Genomic DNA, 19596 nt, shown 5'->3' on the forward strand with positions numbered 1-19596 from the left:
TTAATGTACTGCTCGGCGGTTTCGGCAATACAGCCGACGCCGGTCCCGCAGGCGCCAAGGAAGCCCGTCCGGTGAAATCCGGTTCGGCTGACGACGCGACCTTCCTGCTGACCAACGCCGACACCGTAATCATCGTTCCGGGCTACGGCCTGGCGGTGGCCCGTGCTCAGCATGCGCTGAAGGAACTAACCGAGAAGCTGACCCATCGCGGCGTGACCGTGAAATATGCGATCCACCCGGTGGCCGGTCGTATGCCGGGCCACATGAACGTACTGCTGGCCGAGGCCGAAGTGCCTTACGACCAGGTGTTCGAGATGGAAGACATCAACTCCGAGTTCGGTCAGGCCGACGTGGTGCTGGTGTTGGGTGCCAACGACGTGGTCAACCCGGCCGCGAAGAACGATCCGAAATCGCCGATTGCCGGCATGCCGATTCTCGAAGCGTTCAAGGCCAAGACCATCATCGTCAACAAGCGCTCGATGGCCAGCGGCTATGCCGGTCTGGACAACGAACTGTTCTACCTGGACAAAACCATGATGGTGTTCGGCGACGCTAAAAAGGTCATCGAGGACATGGTCAAGGCTGTCGAGTAAACCTCGCCGGCAACGCAGACGCCCCGACTCGTCGGGGCGTTTTTGTTTGCGCAAATCGTCGAACAAATCGAAGCTTTGTTACCGATCCGGTAACGGTGTTTTGTCTGAAAGCCCCGGAATAGACAGCTCTTTTGCGACCTTGGTAGCGGGACGCAGGCCTTCGAAATTCACTAGACTGCACATCCTGCTACCCGTTGCCCGAGATAACAATCCATGTACCGTGACCGTATTCGCCTGCCTTCGTTGTTGGATAAAGTGATGAGCGCTTCCGAGGCTGCCGCTCTGATTCAGGACGGCATGACCGTCGGCATGAGCGGCTTCACCCGCGCCGGCGAAGCCAAGGCTGTACCCCATGCACTGGCCGAACGAGCCAAGGTCACGCCGCTGAAGATCAGCCTGATGACCGGTGCCAGCCTGGGCAACGATCTGGACAAACAGCTGACCGAAGCCGGCGTATTGTCGCGGCGCATGCCGTTTCAGGTGGACAGCACGCTGCGCAAGGCGATTAACGCCGGTGAGGTAATGTTCATCGACCAACACCTTTCGGAAACCGTCGAACAACTGCGCAACCAGCAGCTGAAACTGCCGGACATCGCCGTGATCGAGGCGGTGGCGATCACTGAACAAGGGCATATCGTGCCGACCACCTCGGTGGGCAACTCGGCCAGCTTCGCAATTTTCGCCAAACACGTGATCGTCGAGATCAACATGGCGCACAACCCGAACCTCGAAGGCCTGCACGACATTTATATCCCGACGTATCGTCCGACCCGCACGCCGATTCCACTGGTCAAGGTCGATGACCGCATTGGCAGCACTGCCATCCCGATCCCGCCGGAAAAGATCGTCGCGATCGTGATCACCAATCAGTCCGACTCACCCTCCACCGTGCTGCCGCCGGACATTGACACCCAAGCCATCGCCGACCACCTGATCGGCTTCTTCAAGCAGGAAGTCGATGCCGGGCGCATGACCAACAAGCTCGGCCCGCTGCAGGCCGGTATCGGCACCATCGCCAACTCGGTGATGTGTGGCCTGATTGATTCGCCCTTCGAAGACCTTACGATGTACTCCGAAGTGCTGCAGGACTCGACGTTCGATCTGATCGATGCCGGCAAATTGAGCTTCGCCTCAGGCAGCTCAATCACCCTGTCGAGCCGTCGCAACGCCGATGTATTCGGCAACCTTGAACGCTACAAGGACAAACTGGTACTGCGTCCGCAGGAGATCTCCAACCACCCTGAAGTGGTACGTCGCCTCGGCATCATCGGAATCAACACCGCGCTCGAGTTCGACATTTATGGCAACGTCAACTCAACCCATGTCTGCGGCACACGCATGATGAACGGCATTGGCGGCTCGGGCGACTTCGCGCGCAACGCGCACCTGGCCATCTTCGTAACCAAGTCGATTGCCAAGGGCGGCGCCATTTCCAGCGTGGTGCCTATGGTCAGCCATGTTGACCATACCGAGCATGATGTCGACATCCTTGTCACCGAAGTCGGCCTGGCAGACCTGCGCGGCCTGGCGCCTCGGGAGCGTGCTCGCGTGATCATCGATAATTGCGTGCACCCGGACTATCGCCAGGCACTCAACGACTACTTCTGCGCCGCTTGCGCCCTCGGCGGTCATACGCCACACATCCTGCGTGATGCACTGAGCTGGCACATGAACCTGGAAGAAACCGGGAAAATGCTCGCGGTGTAATTGGTACAGATGGCAGCTGACGGAAACACAATTTCGTCAGCTAGCTATCTTCCAGCGATATCCTTTCAAAAACTGTACTGCTGTACCGGTCATTTTCTACGGCATTTGCCTACACCCCTAAGAGAAATCGGCAAAAATGCACCTAATTAGTGCGGACAGGTACAGTTGCCTCAATTTCGACCAGTACACCCCCTATAAACAGTTAACTGAGCCCTCACAATACAGGTGAACTGTATCTACAGAGACTAGGCAAACAAGAGGATCATGGGCACCAGTTAAACCACTACCTAATCCCGCCACAAGCGGAAGGATGACCACCATGGAACGTACACTCAGTTCCGATCTGTTCTTCGACAACACTGCTGAAAAAACCCAGGCTTCCATGCCTCTGCGCGTTATCGCCAACCTGATGCTGTGGCAGCGCCGCATCTCCAGCCGCCATCAACTGGCTCGTCTGGATTCGCGTCTGCTGGCTGATGCCGGTATTAGCGAAGCACAACGCTACGAAGAGCTGAGCAAGCCGTTCTGGCGCTAAGTTAGCGTCGCTGGCTCTGACCTTAAGGTCCACCGCCAGCAACCCGAATTGAACAAACAGAACCCGTCGTGGGAAACCGCGACGGGTTTTGTCGTTTCAGGCCATTCAACGGGTCAAAAAGTAGATAATGTTGCAGACAAGTACAGTTTTCTATAAATAGAATATAACCAGTACAGTATGCCTGGTAGCACCTCCCACCCGAACAGACGGCACTGTTCGAATGTCTATGCACGGGCCTAATATCAAAACCAGCAGGTGACGAACGAGTGTCTTGCAATTGAATGTCCAGACACCGCGCCACTTTTTAATGCATTTATCCAAAGGAGTTTCACCATGTCCCGTCTTCGTCTGCTCAGCGCTGCAGCCCTGTTTGCCGTGGCTGCCAATGCCCATGCCTCCAGCTTCATCGCAACCACCGATGCTGTCGTCAACGCGCTCAAGGCCACGTCCGATGCGACCACCGATGTCGTTTCGTCGTCGTTCAAGGATCACAAGATCATCCTCGCTGCCCGTGACGACGCGGCGAGCTTTGTTGCCACTGACGGCGCGATCCGCGGCGTAAAACTGGAAAGTGCACTCGACTACATCCGCCATCAGGCGCCACAACTGAATGCAACCGACGCTCAACTGGCGCAAGCGATTCTGACCATCTAAAGCGACTGGCCTGGAGCGGGACACGCCAGTCGTGTCCCAATGTTGCGACGCTGGCTCTAAACCGGGGCTTGCGCTAGCCTTGGGACTCACTTGCAACTGTCGAGTCTCATGCGCTTTCATTCACAACTGTTGATCTCTACGGTATTTTTCGCGGCCATCCACTCTGGTTCGGCCCACGCTTTCGATGCCTTCAACCTCTCTACACAAGGCGCTGTCGCCAGTGGTTACGCCACAAGCATGGTGACCTCGGCGCCCTTCGACCATAAACTGCTGCTCGCCGCCCACGATGACGCTGCGGCATTCATCGCCAGTGACGGCCAATTGAGAGGCGCACAGCTGGAATCGGCCCTGAATTATCTGCGCCGAACCCAGCCAAAACTTCATGCCAGCGACCTTGAACTGGCACAGGCAATTCTCGTCCAATAGCTATCCCAAGTTTCTCCGGAGTCGTTCCATGCGTAACCCGCTGATTGCCGCCACCCTTGGCCTGTTGCTGCTCGCCGACGTGGCCCAGGCCCATACCCTGGTTGCCACCAGTAACATGCTGATTCGTGCCACCCAGCGCACACTTGATTTCACATCCGATACCACCACCTCCATCCGTGATTCGAAAATCGTCCGCGAAGCCCAGGACGACGCCGCCAGTTTCGTTGCCAGCAACGGCGACATTCGTGGAGCACACCTGGAAGCAGCCTTGGATATGTTGCGCACCCGCGTACCGGAAGCCCGCGACGCCAGTGACCAGGTTCTCGCCGAAGCCATTCTCGCGCTGTGAGGCTTCCAGCTGCCTGGCTGTGGGCCGGAGCACTATTGCTGTTCGGCAACGCCGCCCATGCCGGCCTTGAACTACACCTCAAGACCGACGGCCTGAATCCCGCCCAACAGCAAGCCAGCCAAGCCTTGCTCGATGAAGCCATGCAGGCGCTGCCGCCGCGCTTCATCGAGCAACTCGACCGGCGTATCGACGTCAGCTGGACCGACGACATGCCCGCCAACGCCTACGGCGAGGCGTCATTGGTGTCGGAACTCGCCCTAAATCGCAACCTGCTGGCAGGCCTCACTGACGGCAGTGCCGCAACCAAGAAAACCTATCGCCCCCACGGCACCGTACGCCGGGAGATGCTGGCGACGGTGCTGCACGAACTGACCCACATTTATGACCGTTCACGCCTGTGGTCAACGACGGAACGCAAACTGATTCAGCGCTGCTCCCGGCACCAAAGCAGCTCGGGGCTGATTGGTATCCCGGACGAATGTCGTGGCCAGTCCGATCGCCGCTTTACCCTCAGTGACGACCCGCGCCTGCTCGACCTCGCCGGATGGCAGCAATACGTAGGCCGTCGCGGTGAACGCGAACAGCACAATCGCCAGATCGCCCGCAGTCCGGATATTTACGAGACAACCAGCCCCAAGGAGTTCGTCGCGGTCAACATGGAGTACTTCCTCCTTGACCCGAGCTATGCCTGTCGCCGCCCCTCGCTGTACCGCTACTACAAAGAGCACTTCGGCTGGGCACCCGCCGCCAAGGATGATTGCGGCAAGACCTTCGCCTTCCTGAATGCCGGTAACGACTTCGCCAAAACACCTCTGGGGCAGGTAGATCCGGAGCGGGTTTACGCTGTCGACTACCTGCTGGCAGAGGCCAACCAGAACTGGGTCAGCCGCTGGGGTCACAGCATGTTGCGGCTGGTGATCTGTGCACCGGGCCGGCCGCGCGGGCCGGATTGTCGACTGGACCTGGATCAGCACCTTGTGCTGTCCTACCGCGCCTTCGTCGGCGACGTCCAACTGTCGAGTTGGGATGGCTTGGTGGGCAAATACCCGTCACGTCTGTTTGTCCTGCCTTTGGCCCAAGTGATCGACGAATACACCAAGACCGAATTGCGCAGCCTGGCCTCGGTGCCGCTGAACCTGTCGCGCCGCGAGATTGAAGATGTGGTGGAACGTGCCGCCGAGATGCACTGGAGCTACGACGGTAACTACTTCTTCCTTTCAAATAACTGTGCTGTGGAGGAGTTGAAGTTACTGCGTGGCGGCACAAACAATCCCAAGTTGGTTGCTCTGGACAACATCATGCCAAACGGTCTGCTGGAAGTGCTCAAAGGGCGCGGACTGGCGGATACCAGCGTGTTGGACGACCCTCGGGAAGCACTGCGTTTGGGCTATCGCTTCGACTCCTTCCGCGATCGTTATCAAGCCATGTTTGACGTGTTGAAAAAACACTTGCCGATCAAACAGGAAAAAGTAGAAGACTGGCTCGACTTGAAAGCCGAAGAGCGCCGCAAATGGTTCGAACAGGCTGATTTGCGTACGAGCGCAGCGTTGCTCCTGTTGGAACAAGCCAGCTTTCGCCGCCAGTTGTTGTTGGCCCAGGACGAGGTCAAACAGCGTTACCTGGGCGCTCGAGAATTGAAAAACGGTGGAATGGACAAGGCGAACGAAACACTGAGGCAGATTCTCGATAACAGCGGCTTTCTCAGCCGTCCGGCAGAACTGCTCGGCAGCGGCGGATATGGCTTGCCACAACCCAGTGAGTCGCAACATCTGGAATCGGAAAGCAGCCAGCGACAGAAACAACTGCTGGCACTGTCCGGCGATCTGGATAAGGAAGTCAGAGCACTGCTTGAACCGAGTCGCGCAGCCGAAATGGCGGCCAATGAAGCCAACGTGAAACAGATTGGTGAGCACTTGCGCAAGTTGCACAAGGCAGCGGGTGGCCTGGAGTTACCTTAATTCCATAACCTGTGGGAATGAGCCCGCTCGCTCCCACAGGTTCAGGATATTCGACCTTCAACCTGCTGGCTTTTCAGTACAGAACCCCCTGCAAAACCTCATAGACAATTCCCGTTCCCACAGCGATCAGCACAACATCCGCGCCAGCACGCCGCCATTCGTAACCGGGGTAATACGGCAAGTGGCTCAGCGCCCGGTTATCCAGGCGCTCGCCGTAATAACCTCGGGGCAGCGGCCGTCCACGCACCACAATGACACCCGGTGGCGGCGGTGCACCTCGCACGAAGTAGCCGTGATTGTCGTGAATGGTCTGGCGCACCGGTCCGAAGTCCCGCGGTGGAGGGCCACCCCAATGGTTGTCATGGTCGCGATGATCATCGCCATGATAGTCACCACGGTTATCGTAATGACCGTGATCATCGTGTTGATCTGCACTGGCCGGCAACAATGGGGTAGCACTGAGCATCAGAACGCCCAGGCTGGCAATCAGACGCTTCGACATGTTCATCGGTTTTTTCCTCACGGCACACGCAGCAAAAAGGGCTTCAGAACGAGGTCCTGAAGCCCTGGGTCTTGCTCATTAGTCTGTGCCGGAGGGCGCTAATTCCTCTGTATCAGGAACTTTACCTTCAGCTGACGCGCGCTTTACGCACGCCTTCGGCCAACGCCGAACAAAGGCTCAGTACGCCATCCACCGCCTGCTCCGGCGTCGTGGCATTGGCGATGTGATCGATCAACGCCGACCCCACCACCACGCCATCGGCCAGACGCGCGATATTCGCGGCTTGCTCCGGGGTACGAATGCCGAAACCGATGCTGATCGGCAGATCGGTATGACGACGCAGACGCGCGACCGCCTCTTCGACGTGCTCCAGGGTCGCTGCGCCAGCACCGGTCACCCCGGCCACCGACACGTAATACACAAAGCCGGAGCTGCCATTGAGCACTTTTGGCAGACGCACATCATCCGTGGTCGGCGTGGTCAGACGGATGAAGTCGATGCCCGCCGCCTGCGCCGGATCGCACAACTCCTCGTTATGCTCGGGCGGAATGTCGACCACGATCAGACCATCGACCCCGGCCTCTTTCGCTTCGGCAATGAAACGCGGCACGCCGTATTTGTGGATCGGGTTGAAGTAACCCATCAGCACCAGCGGTGTTTCTTTGTTGTCCTTGCGGAACTCGCGAACCATTTCCAGGGTTTTCGCCAGATTCTGCTTGGCTGCCAAGGCACGGATATTGGCGAGCTGGATCGCCGGGCCATCGGCCATCGGATCGGTAAAAGGCATGCCCAATTCGATCACGTCAGCACCCGCCGCCGGCAAGCCCTTGAGGATCGCCAGGGAAGTCTCGTAGCTCGGGTCGCCGGCAGTGACGAAGGTCACGAGGGCGGCGCGGTTCTGTTCCTTGAGTTCGGCAAAGCGCGTTTGCAGGCGGCTCATCAGTGTTTCTCCTGCTTGGATTGTTCCATGTGGTGCATCACGGTTTGCATGTCTTTGTCGCCACGGCCCGACAGGTTCACCACCATCAGGTGATCTTTCGGCAGGTTCGGCGCGCGTTTGAACACTTCAGCCAGGGCATGGGCACTTTCCAGGGCAGGAATAATCCCTTCCAGACGGCAGCATTGGTGGAACGCCGCGAGGGCTTCGTCATCCGTCACCGAGGTGTACTGAACGCGGCCGATGTCATGCAACCAGGCGTGTTCCGGGCCAATACCCGGGTAATCCAGGCCAGCGGAGATCGAGTGAGCGTCGATGATCTGCCCATCGTCGTCCTGCAGCAGGAAGGTACGGTTACCGTGCAGCACGCCCGGTACGCCGCCGTTCAGGCTGGCCGCATGCTTGCCGGTCTCGATGCCATAACCGGCCGCTTCGACACCGATGATCTCGACGCTCTTGTCGTCGAGGAACGGGTGGAACAGGCCCATGGCGTTGGAACCACCGCCGATGCAAGCCACCAGGCTGTCCGGCAGACGGCCTTCCTGGGCTTGCAGCTGGTCACGGGTTTCCTTGCCGATTACGGCCTGGAAGTCGCGAACCATCGCTGGATAAGGGTGCGGACCGGCCACAGTGCCGATCAGGTAGAAGGTGTTGTCGACGTTGGTCACCCAGTCACGCAGGGCTTCGTTCATGGCGTCTTTCAAAGTACCGGTGCCGGATACCACCGGGATCACTTCGGCGCCCAACAGCTTCATGCGGAACACGTTGGCTTGTTGACGCTCGATGTCAGTGGTGCCCATGTAGATCACGCAATCCAGGCCAAAACGCGCGGCCACGGTGGCCGTTGCCACGCCGTGCATGCCGGCGCCGGTTTCGGCGATGATGCGTTTTTTACCCATGCGTCGCGCCAACAGGATCTGGCCGATGCAGTTATTGATCTTGTGCGCGCCGGTATGGTTCAGCTCTTCACGCTTGAGATAGATCTTTGCGCCGCCGCAGAACTCGGTCAGACGCTCAGCGAAATAAAGTGGGCTCGGACGTCCGACGTAGTCACGCTGGAAGTAGGCCAATTCTTCTTTGAATGCAGGATCTTCCTTGGCAGCTTCGTACTCACGGGCCAGATCGAGGATCAACGGCATCAGGGTTTCGGCGACGTAACGGCCGCCAAACGCGCCGAACAGGCCGTTGGCGTCTGGGCCGTTGCGCAGATTAGTCTGGGTCATGGAGCGCTCCAGTTGGATGCGTGAAGTAATGAGTAAAGAGACAGTGGGCTTAACTGTACCCCTGACGCCCCGCACTGAAAACCGATAAGATCGCCGCAACCTGTCAGGAAAACTCACAGATCAATGAGCCACGACCTCCCACCGCTCAATGCCCTCAGGGCCTTTGAAGCCACGGCTCGCCTGAACAGCGTCAGTCAGGCAGCCGAGCAGCTTCACGTCACTCACGGCGCAGTCAGCCGGCAACTGAAGGTGCTCGAAGAACACCTTGGCGTGAGCCTGTTCATCAAGGACGGACGTGGCCTGAAACTCACAGATTCCGGTATGCGTTTGCGCGATGCCAGTACTGAGGCCTTTGAGCGCCTGCGTACGGTTTGCGCCGAACTCACGCAAAGCACTGCCGATGCACCCTTCGTCCTCGGTTGTTCGGGAAGCCTGCTTGCACGCTGGTTCATTCCGCGCCTGGGGCGGTTGAATGCCGATCTGCCAGACCTGCGCCTGCACTTGTCTGCCGGGGAAGGCGATCTTGATCCACGTCGCCCCGGCCTCGATGCCTTACTGGTCTTTGCCGAACCGCCGTGGCCGACGGATATGCAGGTGTTCGAACTGGCCAGTGAACGGATAGGACCGGTCTTGAGCCCGCGATTCGTCGGTTATGAACGACTGAAAGATGCGCCCGCCACCGCCTTGCTGCAGGAGTCCGTGCTGCACACCACCTCGCGCCCGCAAGCCTGGCCCAGCTGGGCGCAGCAAAGTGGCCTCGATGCCAAGGCATTGAAGTACGGACAGGGTTTCGAGCATCTGTATTACTTGCTGGAAGCGGCCGTCGCCGGGCTGGGCGTGGCGATTGCCCCCGAGCCATTGGTAGCCGAGGACTTGAAGGCTGGCCGCTTGGTCGCCCCCTGGGGTTTCAGCGAAACCCCGGCAAAACTGGCGTTGTGGCTACCCAAGCGCGCCGCGGACGGACGCGCCCGGCAACTGGCGCAATGGCTTAAAAACGAGCTGCGCCAAACCAGTTAGTCACCACGCTTGCACAACAGATACGCGGCCAGCAGGCCTAACGCACCCACGGCAACACCCGCCGTGGTCCAAGGGTGCTCCTGGGCGTAGTCCCGGGTGGCGATCCCGGTTTCCCGGGTTTTCACCTTGACCTCTTCGTAGGCATCGGCCAGCAGATGGCGCGAATGCCTCAGCGCGTTCTCGGCGTTGCCTTTGAGTACCTTGAGGGTCTTACGTGACTCGTCCGAGGCGTCGTCTTTCAGGTTTTCCAGGGATTTGAGCAGACTCTCGATCTCCGCTTCCATGCTCTGCAATGAGGCTTTACGTAACGAGCTGTTGGCCATGGTGGCTCTCCTGCATTGTTGATGAGTGGCGTGTGTTGGTTGGGACTCCAGGGGTTGGAGAAAGTGCAGTAAATGTGAACCTGCTTGTCAGACCGGGCGACAGAAGTAAGACAGAAAATCGCTGCTAGGCTGTATTTCACACCCTAAGGAGAACGCCATGTCTGACCATCACACCTATAAAAAAGTCGAACTGGTTGGCTCGTCCACCAGCAGCATTGAAGACGCGATCAACAACGCACTGGCCGAGGCCAGTAAAAGTCTCAAGTACATGGAATGGTTTGAAGTGACGGAAACCCGTGGGCATATCAAGGATGGCAAGGCTGCTCATTTCCAGGTGACGCTCAAAGTCGGTTTCCGGATTGCCAGTAGCTGAGTTTGATCCTGACTTCTGAACTTGTGCGCTGGCCGAGTGCCACATGGAGGTGGCAAAGCGCTACATGACTGCGTCCGGCGGATGGCCGGACGATCCTTTTATCCGACCAGGGAATGCGACCAATGAAGAAGTTTATTTTGGCGGTAGGTTTATTGAGCCTTGCAGGCAGCGCATTAGCGGCCGGCAAACCGTGTGAAGAGCTCAAAGCCGAAATCGCCGCAAAGCTCGATGCCAAGGGCGTTTCCGGATATTCGCTGGAGATCGTCGATAAAGGCGCTGCTGCCGGCGGGAAAGTCGTCGGTAAATGCGAGAGCGGCGCAAAGGTCATTGTCTACAAACGGTAGGCAATTCCTTTACCCATTAAAAAGCCGACGCCATGGCGTCGGTTTTTTTGTAGCCGCGGCTTGAACCTCAGCCCTTCATGACCTGCGCCAGCAGTTCATAGGAATGGACCCGATCGGAATGTTCGTACAGGTCGCAGGTAAAAATCAGCTCATCGGCTTGAGTCTGCTCGATCAGCACCTCCAACCGGGCGCGAATCTTCTGCGGGCTGCCGATCATCGCCAGGCCCAGGAAATCACTGACGGCTTCTTTCTCATGGGGCAGCCACAGACCATCCATGGTTTTCACCGGTGGCCGCTGTACAAGGCTCTGGCCACGCATCAGGGCAAGAATGCGCTGGAACACCGAAGTAGCCAGATAGTCGGCCTGCTCATCGGTGTCGGCAGCCACCAGAGGCACCCCGAGCATCACATAGGGCTTGTCCAGCACGGCTGAAGGCTTGAAATGGTTGCGATAGACGCGAATCGCCTCATGCATGTAGCGCGGTGCGAAATGTGATGCGAACGCGTAGGGCAAGCCACGCTCACCGGCCAATTGCGCACTGAAGAGGCTTGAGCCCAGCAGCCAGACCGGCACCTGGGTACCGGTGCCCGGCATTGCGATGACTCGCTGATCCGGAGTGCGCGGTCCCAGGTAACGCATCAGCTCTGCGACGTCTTCCGGGAAATCATCGGCGCTGCCGGAGCGTTCACGGCGCAGCGCGCGAGCGGTCATCTGATCGGAACCGGGGGCACGACCTAGGCCCAGGTCGATCCGGCCCGGATACAGGCTTTCAAGGGTGCCGAACTGCTCGGCGATCACCAGCGGCGCATGGTTGGGCAACATCACCCCGCCCGAACCGACGCGAATGGTCGAAGTACCACCGGCCAGGTAGCCCAGCAAAACCGAGGTGGCCGAACTGGCGATGCCGTCCATGTTGTGGTGTTCAGCGACCCAGAAGCGGTTGTAGCCGAATTTTTCGACGTGTTGCGCCAGGTCCAGCGAGTTGCGTAACGACTGGGCTGCGCTGCCGTTCTCTCGCACAGGCACCAGATCGAGGGTCGAAAACTTGATATCGGACAGTCGTTTCATAAACCTGCTTCTCCAATTGAGGGCGCAGGTTTTTTCTCGCGAACGAAAACCTGCCGAATCCAAAAGCGTGTTTCATGCAATGAGGGCATATACCCGAGTTTCAATAGCAGGGTGAAAATTCCTGCCGAATTGATGGAGTGACCAGATCAGGTGAACTTTGCACCGCGGTCTATCCTCAGAACCCTAGCGAGGCAAATCACGCAGGCGCGACGCTCCGCGCCGGCTCTTGAGGAGACAAGCATGGCTATCATCAAAAAAGCATCGGCTCATTGGGAAGGTGACCTGAAAACCGGCATCGGTTCGATATCCACGGAAACCGGCGTCCTCAGAGAAGCGCCCTACGGCTTCAAGGCACGTTTTGAAGGCGGCAAGGGCACCAACCCTGAGGAATTGATTGGCGCCGCCCATGCCGGTTGTTTCTCCATGGCGTTTTCCATGATCCTCGGCGACGCCGGTCTCAAGGCCGACAGCATCGATACCCAGGCCGAAGTCACCCTCGACCAGGTGGACGGCGGCTTTGCAATCACTGCTGTGAAACTGATCCTCAGGGCGAAAATCCCCGGGGCCAGCCAGGCGCAATTTGAAGAACTCAGTAACAAGGCGAAAGAAGGCTGCCCGGTGTCCAAAGTGCTGAATGCCAGCATCAGCCTGGATGCGACATTGGTCAGCTAAATTCGCGCTGAAATGAAAAGCTCGCAGCCATGGGCTGCGAGCTTTTTTACAAGCACAGAGATTTGCCCGGTAAAACTGTGGTCGAATAAATGACAGCAGCCGAAAACCCATGAACATGCGCGCTGCCTCAAGGGAGCTTCAACCATGAAACGTTTTGCCTTGGCGGTTATCTGTAGCGCACTGGCCACTTCAGCCCTGGCAGCAGCGAAACCCTGTGAAGAACTCAAGGCCGAGATCGAAGCCAAGATCCAGGCTAGAGGGGTTACTTCCTATACGCTGGAAATCGTGAAAAACGAAGAAGTGCACGATCAGAATATGGTCGTTGGCTCGTGCGAATACGGAACCAAAAAAATCATCTACCAGAAGAACGATCGCTGATCGGTCTCAAAGCAAACAGTAGAACTGGCTTGCTTCGGCGACGATTTCACGATTGGCGTTGTATAAACGGGCCTCGGGAGTAAACGCCATGGAACGGCCTTCCAGCAGATAACGCTGACCGGCGACGAAATGATCGTACTTGATGGTCATGTAGCACAGCCGCTCCGTGGAATCGCTGAGCATGTCAGAACCTCCTCCCGGCACCTCAAAGTCGAAGCGAACAATCAGCTCGTGGCTGCCTGGAGTGACCTGAAAAAAACGCCCGTCACGCAAGCGCAACTTGTCGAGCCGCTCGGCCATCAGCAATTTGTCATTGGGAAAAGGCGTAGAGAAATCGACCCACGCCATCTGCGGATCGACCGCTGGCAAAGGACTCGAACAACCAGCGACCACACTTGCAGCGAGTATCAGCACCAATCTGCGCATGATGAACGTCCCGAATATCAGGTGTTCAGCATAGCGCCGATCAGGTGCGTTGGCAGCCCGCCGGTATGCCCTTGCCGATCACTTTTCGCTGTTGGTCGTAAAGCCTGACCCACGGCCTGAAACCAATATTTCCCGCTTGCAGCTGATAACGCTCACCCGCGCTGAAGTCATTGAATTTCACCTTTATCTGGCAATCACGCCACAGCGTCTCTGCATTGGGACCGATGTTGCTGGGTTGAACCGGGAACTGGTAGCGAACCTTCAGCTCATGACTGCCGGGTTGCACCTCGAAATAGCGTTTATCGTTGGCAGCCTGTTTATCCACTGCCAACGCTTGCAGGGCCGTATCTTCCTGCTGCGATTCCAGGTCGATCCATGCCTGTGTCGGATCCTGGCGTGGTATTCCGAAACCAGCACAACCGGCCAGCATCAGCAGGCCTCCCGTCAGCATCAACTTGCGCATAGCGGAGCTCCAGTCAAGCGGGATAGTCTTGCGAGCAGACTTTCCGGGGATTTTTTATTTTGATCAGGCCGCGTCCAAGCCTTGGGTTACTTGATCGCGTTTTGCGCGTTTTGTTTCCGGGTGTGTTGTTTTTGTTGCTCAACGGTTGTGCCAACGTCAGCTACTACAGCCAGCTGGCCAGTGGTCAATTGCAATTGCTGCGGGCGCGAGAGCCGGTTTCCAGTGTGATCGCCGATCCTCAGCGCGATCAAAAACTGCGTGCGCGCCTGGCCCAATCACAAAGGGCCCGCACATTCGCCAGCCAGCAGCTGCATCTGCCGGATAACCAGAGCTACCGCTTGTATGCCGACATCGGTCGGCCCTATGTGGTCTGGAATGTGTTCGTCACGCCGGAATTTTCCCTGAAGCCACAAAATCACTGCTTCCCCATTGCCGGCTGCGTGGCTTATCGCGGTTACTACAGCCAGAGTGCTGCACGCGGCGAGGCTGCGCTGCAACGTCTGCAAGGCATGGACGTATCGATTGGCGGAGTCGAGGCGTACTCGACCTTGGGCTGGTTCAACGATCCGATCATGAATACGATGATGGGCTGGGGCGACGAGCGCCTGGCCACACTGATCTTTCACGAACTGGCGCATCAGCGCTTTTATGTGAAGGACGACACAGAGTTCAACGAATCGTTCGCCACTTTCGTCGAGCAGGAAGGCACCCGCCAATGGCGCGCATTCCGCAGCCTGCCACCGGAGGACGACACTCAGGCCCAACATCGGGATGCGTTCATTCAATTGGTTCTGAACACACGCACACGCCTTGAAAATCTTTACGCCCTGCCGCTGCCGCCTGAGCAGATGCGCCAGCATAAAGCCGCGGAGTTCGAGCGGTTACGCACCGAATACCGCCAGTTGCGCGACCACCAATGGGCTGGAGATAAACGTTATGACGCCTGGATCAACGCGCCGATGAACAATGCGCGATTGCTTCCGTTTGGCCTGTACGATCAGTGGGTGCCGGCGTTTGCGGCGCTGTTCCGACAGGAAGATGGAGACTGGGTGAAGTTTTATGCGGCGGTGGAAAGGCTGGGAGAACTACCGGTTCGGGAACGCAAATCAGCGTTAAAAGCCTTGGTAGATTCTTCATCACGGTGATCCGATGGCCCTCATCGCGAGCAAGCTGTGCGAGCCTGCTCGCGATGACGTACCAATCAGCGCTGCAAAAACGCCTGATGCATCTCATCCAGGGTTTCAAAATGATAGGTCGGCGCCTCAGCGCTCAGCTCTTCCCGGCTGCCAAAGCCATAACCGACAGCGGCCGCATCCAGTCCATTGCTTCGCGCACCGATCAAATCGTGCTTGCGGTCGCCAATCATCAGAGTATTGGCCGGGTCCAGACCTTCTTCGGCGATCAAATGAGCAATCAACTCGACTTTGTTGGTACGGGTGCCATCCAGTTCGCTGCCGTAAATCACCTTGAAGTGCTTGGCGAAGTCGAAATGCCGGGCGATTTCCCTGGCGAACACCCAGGGTTTGGATGTCGCAATGTAAAGCTGTCGCCCTTGTCCGCCGAGTGTTTCCAGTAAGGGTGTGACACCGTCGAAGACGCGATTCTCGTAGAGACCGGTCACTTTGAAGCGCTCACGGTAAAAATTGACCGCGTCCCAGGCCTTGGCCTCGTCGAAGTCGTAGAACTGCATGAACGCTTGCAACAACGGCGGGCCGATGAAGTGTTCGAGTTTGCTCAGGTCGGGCTCATCGATGCCCAGTTTGCCCAGGGCAAACTGAATCGAACGGGTGATGCCTTCGCGTGGGTCGGTCAGGGTGCCATCGAGGTCGAACAAAACGGTCTGGTAATGCATGAAAATTCCTGGGCAATCGTGGGGCGCTGTCCGTTATCCGGGGCTTAGAGCTGGTCGTAGCCTTCCGCCAGATGCAGATCCTTGAGCTTCACGTAGTTCGCCGCGCTGTAGATGAAAAAGGCTTGTTCCTTGTCAGTCAGCGGCCGGATCTGCTTCACAGGGCTGCCCACATAAAGGAAACCGCTTTCCAGGCGTTTGCCCGGAGGCACCAGACTGCCGGCACCGATGATCACATTGTCGGCGACCACCGCACCGTCCATGACGATACTGCCCATGCCGATCAGCACGCGGCTGCCCACGGTGCAGCCGTGCAGCATGACCTTGTGGGCGACGGTCACGTCATCGCCGATCAGCAAGGGGAAACCCTCGGGGTTGAATGGCCCGGCATGGGTGATGTGCAGAACGCAGCCGTCCTGCACGCTGGTGCGCGCACCGATGAGGATGCGGTGCATGTCGCCGCGGATCACCGTCAGTGGCCAGACGGAGCTGTCTTCGCCGATTTCGACATCGCCAATCACCACCGCCGAGCGGTCGACAAAAGCGCCTTTGCCGAGCCGAGGTGTATGGTTCTGATACTTGCGAAGGGACACGATAGGTTCTCTCTCTGTCGCTGATAGCTGCGGTGAGTGTCGATTGTAATTAAGATGGCTGCATGTTTCTCCAGCCAAGGTATCAACCGTGAGCGTGAACAACCCTCTTTTGCAACCCTACGACCTGCCCCCGTTCTCCGCGATCCGTGCCGAGCACGTGCAACCGGCCATTGAACAGATCCTGGCTGACAACCGTGCCGCCATTATCGAGATCCTCAAAACCCAGGGCAAACAGCCGACCTGGGCCGGTCTGGTATTGGCAATGGACGAGCTCAATGACCGCCTCGGTGCTGCCTGGAGCCCGGTCAGCCACCTCAATGCCGTGTGCAACAGCGCCGAACTGCGCGAGGCCTACGAGTCCTGCCTGCCGGCTTTGAGCGCCTACGCCACCGAGCTGGGTCAGAATCGTGAACTGTTCCAGGCCTTCGAAGCCTTGGCCAACAGCCCGGAAGCCGCCGGTTTCGACGTGGCGCAGAAAACCATTCTGGAACATTCCCTGCGCGATTTCCGTCTGTCGGGTATCGACCTGCCGGAAGCCGAACAAAAGCGTTATGCCGAAGTGCAGAGCAAGCTGTCCGAACTGGGTAGCCGCTTCTCCAACCAGTTACTCGACGCCACCCAGGCCTGGACCAAGCACATCACCGACGAAACCGCCCTCGCCGGCCTGACCGACTCGGCCAAGGCGCAAATGGCTGCCGCTGCCCAGGCCAAAGACCTGGACGGTTGGCTGATTACACTGGAGTTCCCGAGCTACTACGCGGTGATGACCTACGCCCAAGACCGGAAATTGCGCGAAGAAGTCTATGCCGCCTACTGCACCCGTGCGTCGGACCAAGGCCCGAATGCCGGTCAGAACGATAACGGCCCGGTGATGGAGGAAATCCTCGATCTGCGTCAGGAGCTGGCAAAACTACTGGACTTCACCAGTTACTCGGAGCTGAGCCTGGCCACCAAAATGGCCGAATCCAGCGATCAGGTACTGAGCTTCCTGCGCGACCTGGCCAAGCGCAGCAAGCCGTTTGCCGTGCAGGACCTGGAGCAGCTCAAGGCTTACGCGGCGGAACAAGGCTGCCCGGACTTGCAAAGCTGGGACAGCGGTTTCTACGGTGAAAAACTCCGCGAGCAGCGTTACAGCGTTGCCCAGGAAGCCCTGCGTGCCTACTTCCCGATCAATAAAGTGCTAAGCGGGCTGTTCGCCATCGTGCAACGCCTGTACGGCATCGAGATCGCCGAACTCAAAGGCTTCGACACCTGGCACCCGGACGTTCGCCTGTTCGAGATCAAGGAAAATGGTCAGCATGTCGGCCGTTTCTTCTTCGACCTCTATGCCCGTGCCAACAAGCGCGGCGGTGCCTGGATGGACGGCGCCCGCGACCGTCGCCGTACGGCTGGCGGTGTCCTACAAAGCCCGGTGGCCAATCTGGTGTGCAACTTCACCCCGGCCGACAGCGGCAAACCTGCCCTGCTGACCCACGATGAGGTGACCACCCTGTTCCACGAATTCGGTCATGGCTTGCATCACCTGCTGACCCGTGTCGAACACGCTGGCGTGTCGGGTATCAACGGCGTCGCGTGGGATGCGGTCGAGTTGCCAAGTCAGTTCATGGAAAACTGGTGCTGGGAACCTGAAGGCCTGGCGCTGATTTCCGGCCACTATGAAACCGGCGAGCCACTGCCTCAGGACCTGTTGGGCAAAATGCTCGCAGCGAAAAACTTCCAGTCCGGCCTGATGATGGTGCGTCAACTGGAGTTCTCGCTGTTCGACTTCGAACTCCACGCCACCCATGGCGACGGTCGTAGCGTGCTGCAAGTGCTCGAAGGCGTGCGCGATGAGGTTTCAGTCATGCGTCCGCCAGCCTACAACCGCTTCCCCAACAGCTTTGCGCATATCTTTGCCGGAGGTTACGCGGCGGGCTACTACAGCTACAAATGGGCTGAAGTGCTCTCGGCCGATGCCTTCTCGAAGTTTGAAGAAGAAGGCGTGCTCAACGCCGACACCGGTCGTGCATTCCGCGAGGCCATCCTGGCACGCGGCGGGTCCGAGGAGCCGATGGTGCTGTTCGTCGACTTCCGTGGTCGTGAGCCATCGATTGACGCACTCTTGCGTCACAGCGGCCTGAGTGAGGACGCTGCAGCATGAGTGAGGGTCCAGTGGTTACCAAACGACGCTTTATCGCCGGTGCAGTTTGCCCGGCTTGCAGCGAGCCGGACAAATTGATGATGTGGAGCGAAGATGACGTACCACACCGTGAATGTGTGGCTTGCGGTTACTCCGACACACTGAATGAGCAAGGCTTGTCAGTACCCAAGGAATTGGGCACCCGGGTCAACACCACCGCCTTGAAAGCACCGGATGCCAAGGTTCAGGCAGTGCAGTTCTTCCCGAACCCGAAGCTGAAGAAAAAGTCAGACGAGCAGCACTGAGTGACATAAACCGCCTTCCACTGCGCAATGCAGTGGAAGGCATGGTTACTCGACATGCGCTGACTTGAACCAACTTTTCATCGAACACGCCGCGAACGGGCTTGTGCTGCAATCGCCATTGGCCAGCGCAGTACGAAGTTTGTCGACATCGGCCTGCATCATGTAACGAATGCCGTCCTTGAAGTGGGTGCTGTCACCAAAGCCACCACGGGTCATTTCATTCAGCGCGTCTTCCTTGCTCCAGCCCTGCACTACAACCCGATACATGGCCGCGATCAGACCGGTTCGGTCAGAGCCATGCTTGCAGTGCATCAATACCGGGCCTTTGGCTTCGGCGGTCTGAATGGTGCGCAAGGCCTTGATTATGTCTGCGTCATCTACATGATTTGTGCGATAGGGCAGCTGTACCTGGGCGATACCGGGTGTGGACAACCAGCTTGAATCGGGCTCCGGGAGAAAACTGATCACCGTGCCGATCTTGAGTTTTTCCAGAAGCGAGACAGCGCCACTGTCGGGCAGCGCGCTGCGATAGAGCGTCGGGCTCATCTGAAAGAGGTTGTACTGTACCTCTACCGGTTGCGCCCACTCTGGCGGACGAGGCAGAGCCGTGTCGTCTGCGAAGACCGGTGTAAGGTTGAAAAGTGCAACAAGCGATAGGCACATCGCCGGAAAAATGCGCGGTAGGGGCATGCTCGGTTGACCGTTCAGAGAGACTGGATATTGATTCCCTATATTCAGCCCTGAGCGGTCAAAGGTCCGTGAGGCAGGTGTCAATGAAATG

Annotated in this window: 25 protein-coding genes; 15 read left to right on the top strand and 10 right to left on the bottom strand. The window is 58.0% G+C overall.

Translation table 11 applies throughout. The features are described from left to right. From F7R06_RS27875 to F7R06_RS27905, 7 genes are all read left to right on the top strand, one after another. Positions 1–593 (top strand): NAD(P)(+) transhydrogenase (Re/Si-specific) subunit beta (locus F7R06_RS27875; protein WP_151149678.1); only part of this gene is annotated, 593 nt, incomplete at its 5' end. Between the two features lie 213 nt (positions 594–806). Then, positions 807–2300 carry a succinyl-CoA:acetate CoA-transferase ScpC gene (gene scpC / locus F7R06_RS27880; RefSeq protein WP_090327217.1) on the top strand — a complete coding sequence of 498 codons (1494 nt, stop codon included), beginning with the start codon at positions 807–809 and terminating at the stop codon, positions 2298–2300. 319 nt (positions 2301–2619) lie between these two features. Then, positions 2620–2835 carry a DUF1127 domain-containing protein gene (locus tag F7R06_RS27885; RefSeq protein WP_090327215.1) on the top strand — a complete coding sequence of 72 codons (216 nt, stop codon included), beginning with the start codon at positions 2620–2622 and terminating at the stop codon, positions 2833–2835. 333 nt (positions 2836–3168) lie between these two features. Then, positions 3169–3489, top strand: a complete 321-nt coding sequence (locus F7R06_RS27890) for a DUF2388 domain-containing protein (RefSeq protein WP_090327213.1) — start codon at positions 3169–3171, stop codon at positions 3487–3489. A gap of 108 nt (positions 3490–3597) precedes the next feature. Continuing rightward, complete coding sequence (locus F7R06_RS27895) at positions 3598–3915, top strand: DUF2388 domain-containing protein (RefSeq protein ID WP_090327211.1); 318 nt, start codon at positions 3598–3600, stop codon at positions 3913–3915. 28 nt (positions 3916–3943) lie between these two features. Continuing rightward, entirely contained in the window at positions 3944–4264 is a 321-nt protein-coding gene (locus F7R06_RS27900) for a DUF2388 domain-containing protein (protein ID WP_090327208.1), read from the top strand. After that, positions 4261–6222 carry a DUF7844 domain-containing protein gene (locus tag F7R06_RS27905; protein WP_090327204.1) on the top strand — a complete coding sequence of 654 codons (1962 nt, stop codon included), beginning with the start codon at positions 4261–4263 and terminating at the stop codon, positions 6220–6222. Before F7R06_RS27900 ends, F7R06_RS27905 begins: the two co-directional genes overlap by 4 nt. Positions 6223–6295: 73 nt before the next feature. Here the strand turns inward: F7R06_RS27905 and F7R06_RS27910 are convergent, their stop codons facing one another. From F7R06_RS27910 to trpB, 3 genes are all read right to left on the bottom strand, one after another. After that, on the bottom strand, positions 6296–6730 hold the full coding sequence (locus tag F7R06_RS27910) for an anti-virulence regulator CigR family protein (protein ID WP_090327201.1): 435 nt from the start codon (positions 6728–6730) through the stop codon (positions 6296–6298). A gap of 121 nt (positions 6731–6851) precedes the next feature. Next, a complete protein-coding gene (trpA, locus tag F7R06_RS27915; protein ID WP_090327199.1) occupies positions 6852–7664 on the bottom strand; it encodes a tryptophan synthase subunit alpha in 813 nt (270 codons plus the stop codon). Further along, positions 7664–8884 carry a tryptophan synthase subunit beta gene (trpB, locus tag F7R06_RS27920; protein ID WP_090327197.1) on the bottom strand — a complete coding sequence of 407 codons (1221 nt, stop codon included), beginning with the start codon at positions 8882–8884 and terminating at the stop codon, positions 7664–7666. The genes trpA and trpB overlap by 1 nt, the downstream gene beginning before the upstream one ends. Before the next feature lie 123 nt (positions 8885–9007). Here trpB and F7R06_RS27925 point away from each other — a divergent pair, with 123 nt between their 5' ends. Further along, positions 9008–9901, top strand: coding sequence for a LysR family transcriptional regulator (locus F7R06_RS27925; RefSeq protein WP_090327195.1), 894 nt, complete (start codon positions 9008–9010; stop codon positions 9899–9901). Here the strand turns inward: F7R06_RS27925 and F7R06_RS27930 are convergent. After that, complete coding sequence (locus F7R06_RS27930) at positions 9898–10224, bottom strand: ElaB/YgaM/YqjD family protein (protein ID WP_047535917.1); 327 nt, start codon at positions 10222–10224, stop codon at positions 9898–9900. The two genes, F7R06_RS27925 and F7R06_RS27930, sit on opposite strands and share 4 nt — an antisense overlap. Positions 10225–10381: 157 nt before the next feature. Between F7R06_RS27930 and F7R06_RS27935 the strand changes: the two genes are divergently transcribed. Continuing rightward, the gene (locus tag F7R06_RS27935; RefSeq protein ID WP_090327193.1) at positions 10382–10597 is read left to right on the top strand and encodes a dodecin; all 216 of its coding nucleotides are present in this window, start codon (positions 10382–10384) and stop codon (positions 10595–10597) included. A 122-nt stretch (positions 10598–10719) separates the two neighbouring features. Beyond that, the gene (locus tag F7R06_RS27940; protein WP_090327191.1) at positions 10720–10941 is read left to right on the top strand and encodes a DUF1161 domain-containing protein; all 222 of its coding nucleotides are present in this window, start codon (positions 10720–10722) and stop codon (positions 10939–10941) included. A 67-nt stretch (positions 10942–11008) separates the two neighbouring features. On the opposite strand, the gene F7R06_RS27945 is transcribed toward F7R06_RS27940, so the two are convergent. Further along, positions 11009–12010, bottom strand: coding sequence for an LLM class flavin-dependent oxidoreductase (locus tag F7R06_RS27945; protein WP_090327189.1), 1002 nt, complete (start codon positions 12008–12010; stop codon positions 11009–11011). A 240-nt stretch (positions 12011–12250) separates the two neighbouring features. Here F7R06_RS27945 and F7R06_RS27950 point away from each other — a divergent pair, with 240 nt between their 5' ends. Together F7R06_RS27950 and F7R06_RS27955 are read left to right on the top strand one after the other, a co-directional pair. Next, positions 12251–12682: an OsmC family protein gene (locus tag F7R06_RS27950; RefSeq protein WP_090327185.1), complete on the top strand. Its 432-nt coding sequence runs from the start codon at positions 12251–12253 to the stop codon at positions 12680–12682. Positions 12683–12826: 144 nt separating this feature from the next. Further along, the gene (locus F7R06_RS27955; RefSeq protein WP_090327182.1) at positions 12827–13060 is read left to right on the top strand and encodes a DUF1161 domain-containing protein; all 234 of its coding nucleotides are present in this window, start codon (positions 12827–12829) and stop codon (positions 13058–13060) included. A gap of 6 nt (positions 13061–13066) precedes the next feature. Here F7R06_RS27955 and F7R06_RS27960 read toward each other — a convergent pair whose 3' ends face one another. Together F7R06_RS27960 and F7R06_RS27965 are read right to left on the bottom strand one after the other, a co-directional pair. Beyond that, complete coding sequence (locus F7R06_RS27960; RefSeq protein ID WP_090327179.1) at positions 13067–13486, bottom strand: PA0061/PA0062 family lipoprotein; 420 nt, start codon at positions 13484–13486, stop codon at positions 13067–13069. 40 nt (positions 13487–13526) lie between these two features. Further along, on the bottom strand, positions 13527–13949 hold the full coding sequence (locus F7R06_RS27965; RefSeq protein WP_090327177.1) for a PA0061/PA0062 family lipoprotein: 423 nt from the start codon (positions 13947–13949) through the stop codon (positions 13527–13529). 59 nt (positions 13950–14008) lie between these two features. On the opposite strand from F7R06_RS27965, the gene F7R06_RS27970 reads away from it, so the two are divergent. Beyond that, positions 14009–15094 carry an aminopeptidase gene (locus F7R06_RS27970; RefSeq protein WP_090327174.1) on the top strand — a complete coding sequence of 362 codons (1086 nt, stop codon included), beginning with the start codon at positions 14009–14011 and terminating at the stop codon, positions 15092–15094. Positions 15095–15150: 56 nt separating this feature from the next. Here F7R06_RS27970 and F7R06_RS27975 read toward each other — a convergent pair whose 3' ends face one another. Beyond that, positions 15151–15801, bottom strand: a complete 651-nt coding sequence (locus tag F7R06_RS27975) for an HAD family hydrolase (protein WP_090327171.1) — start codon at positions 15799–15801, stop codon at positions 15151–15153. Between the two features lie 44 nt (positions 15802–15845). After that, entirely contained in the window at positions 15846–16391 is a 546-nt protein-coding gene (locus F7R06_RS27980; RefSeq protein ID WP_090327169.1) for a gamma carbonic anhydrase family protein, read from the bottom strand. Positions 16392–16479: 88 nt separating this feature from the next. On the opposite strand from F7R06_RS27980, the gene prlC reads away from it, so the two are divergent. Both prlC and F7R06_RS27990 read left to right on the top strand, forming a co-directional pair. Then, positions 16480–18531: an oligopeptidase A gene (gene prlC / locus F7R06_RS27985; protein WP_090327167.1), complete on the top strand. Its 2052-nt coding sequence runs from the start codon at positions 16480–16482 to the stop codon at positions 18529–18531. Further along, positions 18528–18815, top strand: coding sequence for a YheV family putative zinc ribbon protein (locus tag F7R06_RS27990; RefSeq protein ID WP_090327165.1), 288 nt, complete (start codon positions 18528–18530; stop codon positions 18813–18815). Before prlC ends, F7R06_RS27990 begins: the two co-directional genes overlap by 4 nt. Positions 18816–18860: 45 nt before the next feature. Here F7R06_RS27990 and F7R06_RS27995 read toward each other — a convergent pair whose 3' ends face one another. Continuing rightward, positions 18861–19505 carry a phosphatase domain-containing protein gene (locus F7R06_RS27995; protein WP_090327162.1) on the bottom strand — a complete coding sequence of 215 codons (645 nt, stop codon included), beginning with the start codon at positions 19503–19505 and terminating at the stop codon, positions 18861–18863. Positions 19506–19596: the final 91 nt, after the last annotated feature.

It is taken from the genome of Pseudomonas moorei (assembly GCF_008801475.1).
Taxonomy (GTDB): Bacteria; Pseudomonadota; Gammaproteobacteria; order Pseudomonadales; family Pseudomonadaceae; genus Aquipseudomonas; species Aquipseudomonas moorei.

Bases quoted from the DNA above. Each gene is read 5' to 3' on its own strand.
- scpC (WP_090327217.1), top strand. From the start codon at position 807: ATGTACCGTGACCGTATTCGCCTGCCTTCGTTGTTGGATAAAGTGATG.
- F7R06_RS27885 (WP_090327215.1), top strand. From the start codon at position 2,620: ATGGAACGTACACTCAGTTCCGATCTGTTCTTCGACAACACTGCTGAA.
- F7R06_RS27890 (WP_090327213.1), top strand. From the start codon at position 3,169: ATGTCCCGTCTTCGTCTGCTCAGCGCTGCAGCCCTGTTTGCCGTGGCT.
- F7R06_RS27895 (WP_090327211.1), top strand. From the start codon at position 3,598: ATGCGCTTTCATTCACAACTGTTGATCTCTACGGTATTTTTCGCGGCC.
- F7R06_RS27900 (WP_090327208.1), top strand. From the start codon at position 3,944: ATGCGTAACCCGCTGATTGCCGCCACCCTTGGCCTGTTGCTGCTCGCC.
- F7R06_RS27910 (WP_090327201.1), bottom strand. From the start codon at position 6,730: ATGAACATGTCGAAGCGTCTGATTGCCAGCCTGGGCGTTCTGATGCTC.
- trpA (WP_090327199.1), bottom strand. From the start codon at position 7,664: ATGAGCCGCCTGCAAACGCGCTTTGCCGAACTCAAGGAACAGAACCGC.
- trpB (WP_090327197.1), bottom strand. From the start codon at position 8,884: ATGACCCAGACTAATCTGCGCAACGGCCCAGACGCCAACGGCCTGTTC.
- F7R06_RS27925 (WP_090327195.1), top strand. From the start codon at position 9,008: ATGAGCCACGACCTCCCACCGCTCAATGCCCTCAGGGCCTTTGAAGCC.
- F7R06_RS27930 (WP_047535917.1), bottom strand. From the start codon at position 10,224: ATGGCCAACAGCTCGTTACGTAAAGCCTCATTGCAGAGCATGGAAGCG.
- F7R06_RS27935 (WP_090327193.1), top strand. From the start codon at position 10,382: ATGTCTGACCATCACACCTATAAAAAAGTCGAACTGGTTGGCTCGTCC.
- F7R06_RS27940 (WP_090327191.1), top strand. From the start codon at position 10,720: ATGAAGAAGTTTATTTTGGCGGTAGGTTTATTGAGCCTTGCAGGCAGC.
- F7R06_RS27945 (WP_090327189.1), bottom strand. From the start codon at position 12,010: ATGAAACGACTGTCCGATATCAAGTTTTCGACCCTCGATCTGGTGCCT.
- F7R06_RS27950 (WP_090327185.1), top strand. From the start codon at position 12,251: ATGGCTATCATCAAAAAAGCATCGGCTCATTGGGAAGGTGACCTGAAA.
- F7R06_RS27955 (WP_090327182.1), top strand. From the start codon at position 12,827: ATGAAACGTTTTGCCTTGGCGGTTATCTGTAGCGCACTGGCCACTTCA.
- F7R06_RS27960 (WP_090327179.1), bottom strand. From the start codon at position 13,486: ATGCGCAGATTGGTGCTGATACTCGCTGCAAGTGTGGTCGCTGGTTGT.
- F7R06_RS27965 (WP_090327177.1), bottom strand. From the start codon at position 13,949: ATGCGCAAGTTGATGCTGACGGGAGGCCTGCTGATGCTGGCCGGTTGT.
- F7R06_RS27975 (WP_090327171.1), bottom strand. From the start codon at position 15,801: ATGCATTACCAGACCGTTTTGTTCGACCTCGATGGCACCCTGACCGAC.
- F7R06_RS27990 (WP_090327165.1), top strand. From the start codon at position 18,528: ATGAGTGAGGGTCCAGTGGTTACCAAACGACGCTTTATCGCCGGTGCA.
- F7R06_RS27995 (WP_090327162.1), bottom strand. From the start codon at position 19,505: ATGCCCCTACCGCGCATTTTTCCGGCGATGTGCCTATCGCTTGTTGCA.